This is a genomic window from Nostoc sp. (genome assembly GCF_036919895.1).
In the GTDB taxonomy this organism is placed as follows: domain Bacteria; phylum Cyanobacteriota; class Cyanobacteriia; order Cyanobacteriales; family Nostocaceae; genus Nostoc.
This window is the reverse complement of sequence record NZ_JBALBW010000111.1, coordinates 94,969-108,286: the sequence shown is the minus strand read 5'-3', so window position 1 is coordinate 108,286 and position 13,318 is coordinate 94,969. Positions and strand designations below refer to the sequence as shown.

The window sequence follows — 13,318 nt, the reverse complement described above, 5'->3', positions numbered from 1 at the left end:
GAGCGCCGATTGAAGTCTTGAAGCAGTATATTAAGAATCAAAGCCGCCCTCCGCTTCGCTCTCATGGCGGGGCTTGAATCCCACTCTTTTGGTCATTTGTCATTTGTCATTGGTTAAATAATAAGTCTTAACTAATTACCAATGCCCAATGCCCAATTCCCAAATTCGTATTTATACTCAAAAAGAACAAGGTGAAGAATGGCTACAACGGTATCGTGGTTGTCTACCCGTATTTGCCTGTGTTTTAGGATTTACTGAAACTGGTTTAATTCCAGGGATTTCAGCTGCCGGTCGCACTCCAGAGGATCGGAAATATACCGCTTGTGCCGATGCCGAGTTTTTGTATTATGGCCCAGAACATAAAGCCCGATATCCCCTACCACCATTAGCGGCTGGGGCTTCACCTGTGGTGATTTCTCGCGCTGTATTTGAGTCACTAAATATACCAGTTTATTTATTTAATGCTGGTTTACCGCAGCCTCCTGCTGTGCCAGTAATTGATTTGCGGGGTACGGCTGCTAAGTGTTTAAGTGGAGGTGCTGCTATGGAAATCACAACGGTAAAGCACTTGTTTGAACAAGGGCTACTTTGGGGAGAACGCCTTGCTGCCAATATGCAACAGGGGTATGTGATTCTCGGTGAGTGCGTCGTCGGAGGCACTACAACTGCCCTGGCAATCTTAACTGGTTTGGGTATAGATGCTGCCGGAAAAGTTAACAGTAGCCACCCTGTTTGTAACCACGGACAAAAGTGGGCATTAGTGCAAGCTGGGCTGGAGAAGATAATGAGGAGTAGGGGACTCTTAGCTGGAAGCAAAGAGCAGGATGACATATATCAATCTCAAATTCTAACTTCCGTAGATCCTCTAAAACTCGTTGCCTCTGTGGGCGATCCTATGCAAGTGGTAGTAGCTGGGATGGCGATCGCAGCTAGTCGTAGTTGTGGTGTAATGTTGGCTGGTGGAACGCAAATGCTGGCGGTTTATGCTCTGATAAGTGCGATCGCTCAAGTTTACGCCTTATCATGGCAACCAGAAGCAGTAGTTGTAGGCACAACCCGTTGGGTAGCGGAAGATCCTACTGGCGCTACAGTTGACTTAGCCCTCAGCTTAGGGGAAGGCAGCTTAACTCAGAGGGGAAAAATCCCTCCTCTATTAGCAACCGATCTCAGCTTTGCTGATTCTCGTTATCCGCAACTGAGAGCTTATGAGCAGGGCTTTGTGAAAGAAGGTATGGGTGCTGGAGCAGCTTGCATAGCTGCTTATCTTAGCCAAAATTGGCAACAACACCAACTTTTAGCAGCCATTGAATCTCAACTTGAGCGGTTAAGTATAGGATTTGATTAATTCGTAGCGAATTAAATTTGGCAGGACTTTGCACTCGCAGCAAAATTATAAGCGAAAGTTTCCTGTAATCATACTTTTCTGTGCCTTGAAAAACGCTACAATTTTACCTAAAGCTATACTTAGCCAAATCAAGATTTAATAAGCTAAAAGCTTATAAACAGATATATCACGCTATTAAATATATGTACGTAATAGCGTGTTTAAGTTTTTTATCAGTTTGATAGCTGGATTAGTTGATTATACTTAATATAGCCCTAGTCACATAGGTTAGGACAGGTTGATTGCTCAAAGCAATAAAGCAACTAAGTTTATATTCATATTGGGCTAAACGCCTTGCTACCGCTAATAGCACTTTGCTATGTATACCCACGAAGCCATCACTGATAATTTAACCTAAAGGCTTGCCTTCAGTACCTCTAGGCATTTTTTAATTTGTTGAACTCAGATTAAATTTAATGAATTCTCTCTCTGAGTAATTGTTCTTCCAAGGCAGCAATGCGATTGTATGCTGCTGTTAATTGTGCTGTCAGTCGTTGTATTTGAATTTCTGGTGTTATGTTATCTCCACTTTGACGATGCATGTCTAGATAAATACCATCTGTTAATACATCTTTGTGTTCCATTTCTGGATTTAAACTAGTACGTCTGAATTTGTAGCCTCCAGCCGCGCCATTTTCCTGATGATTATCCTTTGCTTGTGTATTCGCTAGAGAACACTCTGAGAAAGCTTGAGCTACCCTACCATCAAGCTGCTCAATTACTTGGCACAGGGCATCCAGTTTTTTGCTTAAAGTCAAGATCTGCTGCTGTAATAGCTCCATTTAATACCTTTATCCGTACATTTTCTCTATGTTATTCAATTTACTCCCAACCTTAACTTTACTTATGAATTATTTAAGTATTGATAATTTTTACTGGAAATATGACATTTAAATTATTATTTCTAAATATAAGTAAAGTTTTACTATCAGTACCAGTAAGGAAATTTATGGAAGAAAATCAATCTTTAGGTACTAATTCGCTGCAAAATTCGCTAATTTGAGTCAAATATTTAAAATTATCAGCATTACCAAGAAAAAATACCGATAATTTTCCAACTACACTTTTTCACCTAGTCAGGCTCTGGTGAATCTCTGCTTAATATTAGGTATAATCAAAACTCTCAAATCCAAAATCAATGGATCGACGGTCTTTTTTACTAGGTACAAGCACACTGGCACTTTCACAACTGCTTTTTGGCTGTGGTGGAAACAACCAGACGCAACTAAAAGTACAGTTATTAAAAGGTTCTATACCTGGTCAGGTAGTGAATCAGTTCCACAACGATTTGCAGCAACAGGTGCAGTTAAAATTCGCTCTAGTTGAGCAGATAGAGGATTTATTTCAGCAATTACAAAATTGGCAGCAAAAACCAAAAGCCACCGATGAGCAGGGATGGAATCGCTTTATACCTTTTAGGCAAGGTCAAAAAACGGCTGATGCAGACCTAGTGACATTGGGAGATTACTGGCTAAAAGCAGCTATTGAGCAGAAACTGATTCAACCACTCCAAGAGTTCCAGGGAAACGAATTAAAGCAGTGGCCTACTTTAGATGAAAATTGGAAAAAATTAGTAACGCGCAACGACCAAGGTAACTTGGATACTCAAGGGAAGGTGTGGGGTGCGCCTTATCGGTGGGGTAGCACGGTAATTGTTTATAACCGTGACAAGTTCCGAAAATTGGGTTGGACACCCAAAGATTGGAGTGATTTGTGGCGAGATGGAGTGCAGCAGCGCATTTCCTTACTTAATCAACCACGGGAAGTTATTGGTCTGGTCTTAAAAAAGCTAGGAAAATCTTACAATACAGAAAATCTTGACCAAGTACCAGACTTAGAAAAGGAATTAAAGACATTAAACCAACAGGTGAAGTTCTATAGTTCCAATAACTACTTAGAACCTTTAATTATGGAAGATACTTGGCTAGCAGTTGGTTGGTCAACCGATGTACTGCAAGTTCTGGGACGTTATCCGCAACTTGGCGCAGTTATACCCAAGTCAGGAACAGCAATCTGGGCAGATTTGTGGGTACGTCCCGCAGGTATTACTAAAAGTAGTTTATCAGATCGGTGGATTGATTTTTGTTGGCAACCAAACACAGCTAAACAAATTTTGGTGCTAACCAAAACTAACTCGCCAATTGCTACAAATATTGACGCTTCCGATATCCAAGAACCATTTTGGAGCTTGTTAAAGAGCGATCGCGAAGTTTTTGATAAAAGTGAATTTTTGCTTCCCTTATCGCCATCAGCAATAAAACAATACGAGTCTTTGTTCGCCAAAATTAAGGTTTAATTGGGGATTGGGGAAGGTGGGGGCCCCTTTGGGAATAAGGGGTAATGGGGATTTGGGATTGGGAATTTTTCCATCTCCTTCATCTCCTTGAATTCCTAACTCCTAATTCCTAACTATTTACTAGAGTAAACGCTGTAACCCTATCTTGTTATTAACAGTCGTTTGGATGCTGCATAAAGCTGGACTTGTATTAAAGTTACAAGTGTAGGTTGCCAAGGGTTCTTTTTGATAATTAAATACTCGGACATTGTAACCAAAGTTCCGTGCAGCGCTACCCAAGCGATTTACAAAATCATAGCGCTCTACATAGTCTAGTAAACTCCAAATTTGCTGATTAACAATCAAGTCTACTCGTGCAGGTTCTTTGTCAGAAGTTGGATATGCTATCCAATTATCCAATAACTTTTTCTCAGAGTTTTGTTGTGCCCACCATAAACTGGGAACGGTTAATTGCGCTGGGTTTATGGTGTTAGCTGTGATGACATAATCTTTTGGCTTGGTCAATAAGTCTAGTTCTAGAGGCGCACTAGAAGGCGAGGGTATTGTACGGGGTTGCGCTAGTGAGGGCGGGACTAGTAAGGTTGTAAGGCTAATGGTTAGTAGCAATGAAAACGATGTCTGGCGATGGCTGCGCCAATGCCAAGGGCGATCGCACAATAATTTAGATATATGCACGTGCTGTACTAGTATAAAATTCGCACTATTTAAAGTTTAATGGCAACGATACGAATTCTTCGATAGTCTGCTGTCCAAACTCCTTGTTGATACAGCGTCGGCTTGAGATATTTCTCTACGACGCGAATTACTTGTATTTGTTGCTCACCAGACAGTCCTGCGAAAAAAGGACTAGCGAACATCTGAATCCAGTTTGCCATACCTGCTTCTCCCTCTGCTAAAGGAGTTGGTCGAGGAAAAAGCATGGCATGAATGACATCAAAGCCTTGCTGTTCTAGTAGGCTGGCGTACTCGCCAATACTAGGGAAATACCAAGGATTTAAGGCTTGTGCAGAAATATTAATTGCTTCTAAGGCGCTTTCCAAAGCTGTGGCGATCGCCAAAACATTTCCCTTACCCCCAAATTCTGCCACAAAACGTCCCCCTGGTTTTAGGGATTTATGAATGGAAGCGATCGCGCTATCTGCTTCTTTCACCCAATGCAATACAGCGTTGGAAAATACAGCATCTAATGGCTTGTCTACTTGAAACTCCCTAGCATCAGCCACTTCAAAGCGGATATGGGGATAGTTTTCTCTTGCTTTTTCTATCATCTCAGATGCATAATCAACTCCCATTACTTCAGCCCCAGCTTGGGCAATTTTTTCTGTGAGTTGTCCAGTACCACAGCCAAGATCCAAAATTGATTCTCCTGGCTGAGGGTTGAGGAATTTTAGTAAGTCCTCGCCATACTGCCAGACAAAGGCGTGTTTATCTTCGTAAAGAGTAGCGTCCCAATAATTTTTAGGTATTGAAAGATTATTCATAAGTAGTGAAATTACAGTGTGTTGATTTGCCGATTGATAACCGTCCGATCATCACAATAAAAAAGATTTTTAATTATGTCCAATATATATTTTTACCTTGATTAATATTTTAAAGATATGAGTTCAGGTAACAGATGGAACTACGACACTTGCGCTACTTTGTCACCTTGGCAGAGGAACTGCACTTTGGACGGGCTGCGGAACGATTGCACATTGCTCAACCTCCATTGAGTCAACAAATTCGGCAGCTAGAAAGGGAATTGGGTTTTGAACTATTTCACCGCACGAAACGAAATGTGCAGTTAACAGAAGCGGGGCAAGTGTTTTTGGGTGAAGTTCAGCAAATTATGAGGCAATTACAACAGGCAATCCAAGTCGGGCAGCAAACCAGCCGGGGCGAAATTGGACAGATGGTGGTTGGCTTTGTCAGTTCTGCGGCGCATAATATTTTGCCAACTATTCTGCGAACCTTATTACCGAGTCGATCGCGAGCGATCGCAATTAATGGCTGACCAATTTCTCCATAAACCTCTACATCAATGGGACGCTGAAATTGGGGATTCTCGGCAGCAAAACTCTGACGCAGTTGCTTATCGAGTTCTGGATCGCTAGTTTTCCAAATGCGATCGCCTATATGCACTTGGCGCAGATCCAAGTCATTTCGCCCAAAGGTCAGCATGGTTTCTTTACCCTTAGACACCACCCCATAAATCCGACCGCCTTCTTCCTTACGCCACGCACAAAGCACCGTGAACAAATACTTCCAAGGGCAGCGAAGCTTCTTGTAGGGCAATCTGCTGCTGAATTTTATTGATTTCCTGAAGAGAACATTCACGCGCCAGCACCACTAATTGACAACCGAGAGATTTGGCAAATTCCACCCCACCCGCACTAGTGATGGTCATTTGGGTGGAAGCATGAATGGGAAAATCAGGCGAGAGGTGACGGATGAGACGGCATATACCCACATCCTGAACGATCGCTGCATCCACACCTGCGGCAATAATTGTGCGGAGATATTGCTGGGCTTCTGCTAGTTCTTTGGGAAATATTAGTGTGTTGACGGTGACATAACCTTTTACGCCACGACTGTGCAGAAATGTCATCAATTGGGGTAAGTCTGCCTCAGTAAAATTTTCTGCCCGCATTCTGGCGTTGAAGCGATCCAAACCGAAGTAAATCGCATTTGCCCCATTTTCCACAGCAGCTTTGGCACAGTCCCAATTACCTGCTGGCGCGAGTAGTTCAGGACGTTGAAGAGAAGGAGGGGGAGAGGGGCGTAAGCTTTGCCCATCGGAGATATCGCTTTTCATCAGATTTGGGGTTAACTAGCACCATAGTGATTTTATCTAAGTTTATGGGGAGGGTGCGATCGTTATCGCCACGCTAGTGTTTTAATTCACCTGGAGGTGATGAAAAAATGATCCTAGTTCCAAATATTGTGTGTACATTGTCCACTAAGATTAGCTATGCTGTAGATAGAGACTCAGCTAAAGGTGGAAATTAGCCATGTCAGAAACATCATCAGCAAAAGATTGCCGTATCGATTTACGAGTTACGCAAGAGCAAAAAGAACTATTAGAACGTGCTGCGAATCTTAAAGGAATTTCTTTAAGTGCTTATACACTTTTTCATGTTTTGCCAGTCGCCAAGCAAGATATAGATGCAAATGAAAGGCTTGTGCTGTCGAATCGTGATAGAGATTTGTTTATGTCAGTAATGGAAAATCCTCCAGAACTGAAGGGAAAACTCAAATCTGCTATTCATAAATATAGACAGAAGTATGACAAGTGATAGTGAGGCAAGATGGAATTTTGTACCAATTGATAAAAAACATCAAAAAGATTCTTTTGATTGCGGTTATGCAATTTTAAATGATTATCTTAATAAATATGCACGCCAAAATAATAATAAAGGAATTGCTAAAACATTTGTAGCAATTCCGACATCAGGAAGCTTGAAGATTGATGGCTATTATACTGTCAGTGCCAGTATTATTGAGTATGAATCGTTACCGGAATCTTATCATCGTTATTGGGGGATGTGCGATCGTAGTCCTGATCTCTCCACAACGCTTACCTGCCTATTTTGCTTAATTAGTCAACAATATGTACCCTTTATCCACCTAAAGCTACAAAATTTGATGAATACTCTCTACAACCTGCTCAATAAAATCTACTGTATCACCAACCATTGATTCATCGATATACCAGCGATTACCTATGTTAAGGGTGGGATCTATATCTGCTTCATGAGCAATTTTGTTTCTGCGTCCCACAATTTCTTTAAGTTGTTGCTGAATATCTTTAGAAGGTTTACTCATTTGACTAGCAACCTCATTCCACAATGGTTTATCCGAAATTTGTCTAATTGCTTCAGCTATTTTATCGGGCTGCTGAAAGCTTTTATAACTTAGACTTTCTCGAATCTCGTTTTCTAACCATGAAGTATTATTTAATCTATTCAAAATACTATTTGATATAGCTGGAATTAAACCAGAAATAGTATGAGACTGCTGTAAAAAGTTAGCACCATAAGCCTGCTCTATGTCATTCTCTATCCAAGAGGCGATATCTATGGCTATTCTTCTATCCTCACGAGCGCTTCCCAACGAAACTTGAAAACGGGAAAAGGCTGATTGAGTGGTATTAGCTGAAGATACTGGTTCAGCACGTTGTCCTCGATGAATTTCCAGCATACCCAATGTGACAACCTCATGGATATAATAATCCAAGGCACTAACAGTTAGAACTAAGGCAGCTCGTAAAATGTCTGAAAGATCCAGAGCAGCAGTAGCTTGAGCCTTAACGGAAGTATGAACAGCAATCAGATCCCGAACACGCTGAATACTAATGCGAAATTGGTCAAGCGCTGATTGCATAACTGGATGATAGTGCAATAATTTTATCTGCTAAGTCAGAAAAAGTTTTTTTAAACTCCTCTTGCTTTGCCTGATTATTATCTAACACCTTGCCTTTTTGATTTAACTGTTCAGGTGTTAGCGCATAAACAGGTGTCCTGTGTTCCTGTGATAGAGCAATTAAGCTGTTAAAGTTAGAAATCTTTGTCAGGGTAAAATTACTATTAATATCCTGATTAGTATAGACATTATTAGGCAATAGCAGATTATTATCACGTAAAATCGGAACTAGTTGAGAAACAACTCTTCGCTCAAATTTTTCTATCCATGATTGAAATGCTGCTGTTTCTTTACCCCTAATAATTCTATAGTTTTGAACTATAGTTCCTAAAAATTTCAAGTTAAATTCTGGAAATGGATAAGTCGCTTCCTTTAATATAGGGTTTACGCTTGCCATCCTTGCCCAACTACACCACTTTGATAAAATTCTAGACAGAGAATCAATTGCCATCACAGAGAAAAAATCAGCAGTTGTAGGTACTAAGAAAAAGTCACTTGTCATTAGTAAATTCTGATTTATTGCTCCTAAACTTGGACTCATATCAATCAGAATATAGTCAGCATTAAATTTATTAGCAGTTTTTTCCAAGAGATCAGAAATAGCACCTGGCAAGTTTTTGAGTGTCTGAATTGACCCACTGAGTTCCTGTGCGATACCTAACGTTACTTCGTATTCAGCAAAGCCAACATGACCAGGTAATAAAAACAAACCTTGTTGTCCTTCTATTGGAATACAATCTACAGCTTCAATAGCCCGTGGCTGTGACTCAAAAGCAGGAGCCAAGCCGGTTTTGATATTTGAATGTGTGTTATAAATCTTTTCTATTCTTGCTTCATCATCTTCAGTTTCTTCTTTTAGAGCTATTCCTGTTAGATTACATTGAGGATCGGTATCTACAAGGATAACTCTCTTACCCTTTGAAGCAAGCATCCAACCTAAGTTAAAAGTCGTTGTGGTCTTACTGACACCACCTTTATGATTGAACAAGGCAATTTTGTGAACCATCTTATTTTGCTTTTGATACTTCTGAAATCTTTTGAGTACAGGTATTATTTCAGAACCTGCATGATTTAAATATAGCTTTTGAAAAGCTTACAGAACACCAAATAATTTAACGTACTTTACCCCAATCCCTCAACATCAGCACTTTCCCCTTCCGACTCAACAGGTTCAAACTTAACTTTGTTGTATAAATCTTGTAGAGAAATCTCAAAGGGTACGCTTACAAGTGCGATCGCTTCATCTTCTTCATCATATTCACGAAGCGTCCATTGCTTTTTCCCGGTTTTGGAAAATTGATCTACATGAATCCGTGTTTGATCAATTAATAGATATTCTTGAAAAGTAGAAATAGTTCGGTAAGCCTGAAATTTATCTTCGCAATCGTAGCCTTTGGTAGATTTTGATAAAACCTCAACAATAATCTGTGGATTCAGAATTATATCTTTTCGGTTATTGAAATACTCAGGTTCACCCGCCAGAATCATTACATCTGGATACGTATACGTGCGCTTTTGGGTTATCCATAGACGAACATCACCCATAAAAACTTCGTAATCTTGCTGTCGAAAGGCAAAATTTAAGGCAGCACTTAGATTCAGGGAGATTCTATTATGATTTACTGTTCCACCCGCCATAGGAATTATTTGCCCGTTAATGTATTCACTTTTGTACTCAGCAACTTCTTCTAGCTCTAAATATTCCTCTGGGGTATAGTATCGCTGTTGTGTTATTTGCATAGTTTATCGGGTAACGAAGTTTAACGATACGGAGCGTCTAGGCATTAGGGATTTCCAAGAAATAAATTATCCTAAAAAACGAACCACAGAGACGCAGAGAACACAGAGAGAGGAGAGATTAAGAGAATTTTTGCGTCAGTTTTGGAATATTTTTTTATTTGGAAGTCCCTTAAAGAGATTTTACCCTTGTTTATCGAACAGGTTAACATGGTTGAATAAAAGTGTTATGTGCTTTGTAGAAAGTCAGCGTAGGCGTAGCCCAACCTAGGCATCGCTATCTCAATTTACAAAGATTGCTAGCTTCTTTTCCTATTGATAACCGGCTGCTTGTAACAGAAACAATTTGGCATAACGTCCGCCTAACTTTAATAATTCTTCGTGAGTTCCTTGTTCTATAACTTCCCCGTTTTCTATTACTAAGATTTTGTCCGCCATTCGTACCGTCGAGAAGCGATGGGAAATCAAAAGTACCATCTGATTTTGAGTAATAGCGCGAAAATGATTGAAAATCTCAAACTCAGCTTGAGCATCGATTGCTGATGTTGGTTCATCTAACACCAAGATATCTGCTTGCGATCGCATAAAAGCCCGAGACAAGGCAATTTTCTGCCACTGTCCCCCAGAAAGTTCTTGTCCTCCTTTAAACCAACGACCAAGTTGAGTCTGGAAACTTTGGGGTAATTGGTCAATAAAAGATTGCGCCATGCCTTTTTCAGCAGCAGTTTGCCAAAGCGTTTTATTTTCAAGATGTTCTACATCACCCACGCCAATATTCTCCCCCACAGTAAACTGATAGCGGACAAAGTTCTGAAAAATTACACCAATCCGACGACGCAGTACATCCACATCCCATTCCTGCAAGTCCAAGCCATCTAAGAAAATTCGCCCAGAGTCAGGGGTGTAGAGTCGGGTAAGTAGTTTAATTAAGGTAGTTTTACCGGAACCGTTTTCACCGACAATTGCTAGTTTCTCTCTGGGTTTCAAATGCAGCGAAATGTTTGTCAACGCTGGCTTAGAACTTCCTGGATAAGTAAATGATACGTTCTCAAAACGAATACCATCTTGAGGATTTAAACCAATGGTTGCGTTACCCCAAGACTTTGGTACTTTCTCTTCAAGGAAATCGTAGAGATTTGATAAATATAGGTTGTCCTCATACATCCCTCCAATAGATGTGAGGGCGTTGGAAAAAGTAGATTGTCCTTGGCGAAAAACGGTGAGATACATTGTCATATCTCCCAAAGAAATCTTACCTCGCACAGTTTCCAGCACAATCCAAGCATAAGCTAGGTAAAAAGCACCTGTACTAACTAAACCCAGGAGATAGCCCCACACTCCTCGCCGCAGAGTCAAATCGCGGTCTTCGCCATAGAGTTGATCGAATAGGTTGCGATAACGTCCTAGCAACATCTCTCCCAACTGGTAGAGTTTGACTTCTGTGACAAAATCTTCCCTTGCTAAGAGATTTTCTAAGTAGTTTTGTTGACGAGTTTCTGGCGCACGCCAACTAAATAAGCGAAAGCCTTCTCCAGCAAACTTTGTTTCGGCAATGAATACAGGCATCGCTGCCAAAATTAGTACTACCACCGCCCAAACTGAGAAATTTACTAGTAGAATACCGTAGGTGAACAGAGAAAGAGCATTTTGCACTAACCCAAAGGTGCGGTTTACTAAGGAAAGGGGACGAACTGAAGCTTCTCGTCGGGCATTGGTCAATTTGTCATAAAATTCCGAGTCTTCAAACTGCCTAAGATCCAGTGTCAGCGCCTTTTCTAAGATTAGTACATTCACTCGCTGACCCAGTAGCGCCCGTAATAACGATTGACAAATAAGGATTCCGCGTTGACCGCCTGCTAGTAAAATTACAGCGATCGCTTCTAATCCTACATAAAATAGAGACGGATAAATATTGACAAAACCATTGTTTTGTGAATTAACTTGAGATGCAAATACCACTGCATCAACAATTAACTTACTGATGTAAGATATCGCCGCCGGTAAAAGACCAGCCACTAAAGTTAAACTCGCTAGAAGAATAGTAAGGGATCGGCTAGTAGTCCATACTAAGCTTAAGGCCCGTCCACTATAGCGGAAAACCGTCAGCGATTGCCGTAGGATATTTCTTTTTTTTTAATCTTCATCTTTTTTTAGGCGAGATACCCCTGGTTCAGAGAATCTTCCTGACTCTATTTAATCTATATACATAAATTTTACATTTTTATCGGCTTATGTGATAACCGCAAAACTTGAATCTTACTCCCCAACGCTAGTAGGGAAGGGTCTGGGGGTTACGTCTGTATTCTGTCAACCCCACAATCTCCTACCGGCTTTTCCATTTAATCTTTCGTGAGTATCTTCTAACAAAGCTGGAATATTTAACTTTTCTGGACACCGAGGTAAACAGTCACCACATTCTGTACATCGGTTGCCTTTCATGCCAGGGAACCAGTGACCAGCATTTTCAAAGATTCCGTAACGATATTGACCATAATCTTTCATGTCGTATGCTACTGCAAGATTACGTAACCGCAATACCTCTGGAATATTGATATTTTCTGGACAGGGTAAACAGGCATAACACTGGCTACATTTATCCGTTTCTAAGGCAACTTTTTGATGATTTTCTAATCTTTGAAAAGCAGATATTTCTGTTGATGTTAACTCTCCATCATTGTCAGCAATTCGCAAAGGCTCACTTAATTCATCTGGGGTTGCTGGCCCGATACTCAAAGTAGTAATACGGCTATCGGAAAGTAAAAAACGATAGCTTATTTCTAAGGGTGAATACGGATAACATAGGTCTTCTAGAGTTTGGGGTGGCGTGTAGAGAAGTCCTCCCTTATCAGCAGGGGAGATGATGAAAATGCCCATATCCTTTTCGGCAGCTAGTTGAATCGCTGGTGCGTGCCGTTGAAAAAAATAGTAATAATGCAGATAGACAAATTCAAAAAAATCTGTGTTGATTGCTGCTTGAATTAACTCTAATGACCCGTGGCTGGAAAAACCAACGTGTCGGACTCGTCCATCAGCAACAGCTTCCTCTACAGCCTGCATACAGCCATTTTTGGCTTGCACCCACTCCAAATGTTGCCAAGTGTTCAAGCCATGAATACCTAAACAATCTAAATAATCTAGCTGTAATCCTTCTAGGGATTCGTCGATGCACCGACGCATGGTGTCAGCATCTGCTGTGGCTGGAATTTTGGTAGTGATGTAAAGCTTCGTTCGGGGTATTGACAACCCAGCTTTTAGCATCCTACCAAGAAACTCCTCGCTTTTGCCGTAACCTCTAGCGGTTTCTAGATGATTAATTCCTAACGCTAAGGCTTGTTCAATGGTTTGATGGGCATTTTCAAAAGAAGCCAGGTAGCGCATTGTTCCCAAGGAAAAAACCGAGAGGTGCAGATTCGTTTTTCCAAAGCGTCGGTATTGCATCTTGAACAAAGAGTTAGGGGTTAGAGGTTAGGAGTTAGGAGTTGAAGTAAGTAATTCATAAC

The 13,318-nt window shown here is 40.8% G+C and carries 12 protein-coding genes and 2 pseudogenes; 5 read left to right on the top strand and 9 right to left on the bottom strand.

The window, feature by feature from the left end:
- Window positions 1-148: 148 nt before the first annotated feature.
- Entirely contained in the window at window positions 149-1,345 is a 1,197-nt protein-coding gene (gene cobT, locus V7K55_RS22540; RefSeq protein ID WP_334834874.1) for a nicotinate mononucleotide-dependent phosphoribosyltransferase CobT, read from the top strand.
- Window positions 1,346-1,797: 452 nt separating this feature from the next.
- Here cobT and V7K55_RS22535 read toward each other — a convergent pair whose 3' ends face one another.
- Window positions 1,798-2,166, bottom strand: a complete 369-nt coding sequence (locus V7K55_RS22535; protein ID WP_334834873.1) for a hypothetical protein — start codon at window positions 2,164-2,166, stop codon at window positions 1,798-1,800.
- A 356-nt stretch (window positions 2,167-2,522) separates the two neighbouring features.
- Here V7K55_RS22535 and V7K55_RS22530 point away from each other — a divergent pair, with 356 nt between their 5' ends.
- Window positions 2,523-3,680: an extracellular solute-binding protein gene (locus V7K55_RS22530; protein ID WP_334834872.1), complete on the top strand. Its 1,158-nt coding sequence runs from the start codon at window positions 2,523-2,525 to the stop codon at window positions 3,678-3,680.
- Window positions 3,681-3,800: 120 nt separating this feature from the next.
- Here V7K55_RS22530 and V7K55_RS22525 read toward each other — a convergent pair whose 3' ends face one another.
- Together V7K55_RS22525 and V7K55_RS22520 are read right to left on the bottom strand one after the other, a co-directional pair.
- The gene (locus V7K55_RS22525; RefSeq protein ID WP_442949108.1) at window positions 3,801-4,349 is read right to left on the bottom strand and encodes a hypothetical protein; all 549 of its coding nucleotides are present in this window, start codon (window positions 4,347-4,349) and stop codon (window positions 3,801-3,803) included.
- Between the two features lie 35 nt (window positions 4,350-4,384).
- Entirely contained in the window at window positions 4,385-5,161 is a 777-nt protein-coding gene (locus V7K55_RS22520) for a methyltransferase domain-containing protein (protein ID WP_334834871.1), read from the bottom strand.
- 134 nt (window positions 5,162-5,295) lie between these two features.
- On the opposite strand from V7K55_RS22520, the pseudogene V7K55_RS22515 reads away from it, so the two are divergent.
- Window positions 5,296-5,628, top strand: a pseudogene (locus V7K55_RS22515) (LysR family transcriptional regulator); the annotation flags it as partial.
- Here the strand turns inward: V7K55_RS22515 and V7K55_RS22510 are convergent.
- Window positions 5,574-6,474: pseudogene (locus tag V7K55_RS22510) on the bottom strand (peptidase U32 family protein); the annotation flags it as partial. The pseudogenes V7K55_RS22515 and V7K55_RS22510 overlap by 55 nt on opposite strands.
- A gap of 196 nt (window positions 6,475-6,670) precedes the next feature.
- Between V7K55_RS22510 and V7K55_RS22505 the strand changes: the two are divergent.
- Both V7K55_RS22505 and V7K55_RS22500 read left to right on the top strand, forming a co-directional pair.
- Window positions 6,671-6,955, top strand: coding sequence for a type II toxin-antitoxin system TacA family antitoxin (locus V7K55_RS22505; RefSeq protein WP_334834870.1), 285 nt, complete (start codon window positions 6,671-6,673; stop codon window positions 6,953-6,955).
- Window positions 6,945-7,358, top strand: a complete 414-nt coding sequence (locus V7K55_RS22500; protein ID WP_334834869.1) for a hypothetical protein — start codon at window positions 6,945-6,947, stop codon at window positions 7,356-7,358. Before V7K55_RS22505 ends, V7K55_RS22500 begins: the two co-directional genes overlap by 11 nt.
- Here the strand turns inward: V7K55_RS22500 and V7K55_RS22495 are convergent.
- The 5 genes from V7K55_RS22495 to V7K55_RS22475 form a co-directional block, all read right to left on the bottom strand.
- Window positions 7,293-8,042: a HEPN domain-containing protein gene (locus V7K55_RS22495; RefSeq protein WP_334834868.1), complete on the bottom strand. Its 750-nt coding sequence runs from the start codon at window positions 8,040-8,042 to the stop codon at window positions 7,293-7,295. The genes V7K55_RS22500 and V7K55_RS22495 overlap by 66 nt on opposite strands.
- The gene (locus tag V7K55_RS22490; protein ID WP_334834867.1) at window positions 8,026-9,087 is read right to left on the bottom strand and encodes a ParA family protein; all 1,062 of its coding nucleotides are present in this window, start codon (window positions 9,085-9,087) and stop codon (window positions 8,026-8,028) included. The genes V7K55_RS22495 and V7K55_RS22490 overlap by 17 nt, the downstream gene beginning before the upstream one ends.
- 116 nt (window positions 9,088-9,203) lie before the next feature.
- A complete protein-coding gene (locus tag V7K55_RS22485) occupies window positions 9,204-9,821 on the bottom strand; it encodes a Uma2 family endonuclease (RefSeq protein WP_334834866.1) in 618 nt (205 codons plus the stop codon).
- Between the two features lie 309 nt (window positions 9,822-10,130).
- Window positions 10,131-11,939: an ABC transporter ATP-binding protein gene (locus V7K55_RS22480; RefSeq protein ID WP_334834877.1), complete on the bottom strand. Its 1,809-nt coding sequence runs from the start codon at window positions 11,937-11,939 to the stop codon at window positions 10,131-10,133.
- A gap of 186 nt (window positions 11,940-12,125) precedes the next feature.
- Window positions 12,126-13,256: an aldo/keto reductase gene (locus V7K55_RS22475; RefSeq protein WP_334834865.1), complete on the bottom strand. Its 1,131-nt coding sequence runs from the start codon at window positions 13,254-13,256 to the stop codon at window positions 12,126-12,128.
- Window positions 13,257-13,318 lie beyond the last annotated feature (62 nt).

Bases quoted from the DNA above. Each gene is read 5' to 3' on its own strand.
- cobT (WP_334834874.1), top strand. From the start codon at position 149: ATGCCCAATTCCCAAATTCGTATTTATACTCAAAAAGAACAAGGTGAA.
- V7K55_RS22535 (WP_334834873.1), bottom strand. From the start codon at position 2,166: ATGGAGCTATTACAGCAGCAGATCTTGACTTTAAGCAAAAAACTGGAT.
- V7K55_RS22530 (WP_334834872.1), top strand. From the start codon at position 2,523: ATGGATCGACGGTCTTTTTTACTAGGTACAAGCACACTGGCACTTTCA.
- V7K55_RS22520 (WP_334834871.1), bottom strand. From the start codon at position 5,161: ATGAATAATCTTTCAATACCTAAAAATTATTGGGACGCTACTCTTTAC.
- V7K55_RS22505 (WP_334834870.1), top strand. From the start codon at position 6,671: ATGTCAGAAACATCATCAGCAAAAGATTGCCGTATCGATTTACGAGTT.
- V7K55_RS22500 (WP_334834869.1), top strand. From the start codon at position 6,945: ATGACAAGTGATAGTGAGGCAAGATGGAATTTTGTACCAATTGATAAA.
- V7K55_RS22495 (WP_334834868.1), bottom strand. From the start codon at position 8,042: ATGCAATCAGCGCTTGACCAATTTCGCATTAGTATTCAGCGTGTTCGG.
- V7K55_RS22490 (WP_334834867.1), bottom strand. From the start codon at position 9,087: ATGGTTCACAAAATTGCCTTGTTCAATCATAAAGGTGGTGTCAGTAAG.
- V7K55_RS22485 (WP_334834866.1), bottom strand. From the start codon at position 9,821: ATGCAAATAACACAACAGCGATACTATACCCCAGAGGAATATTTAGAG.
- V7K55_RS22475 (WP_334834865.1), bottom strand. From the start codon at position 13,256: ATGCAATACCGACGCTTTGGAAAAACGAATCTGCACCTCTCGGTTTTT.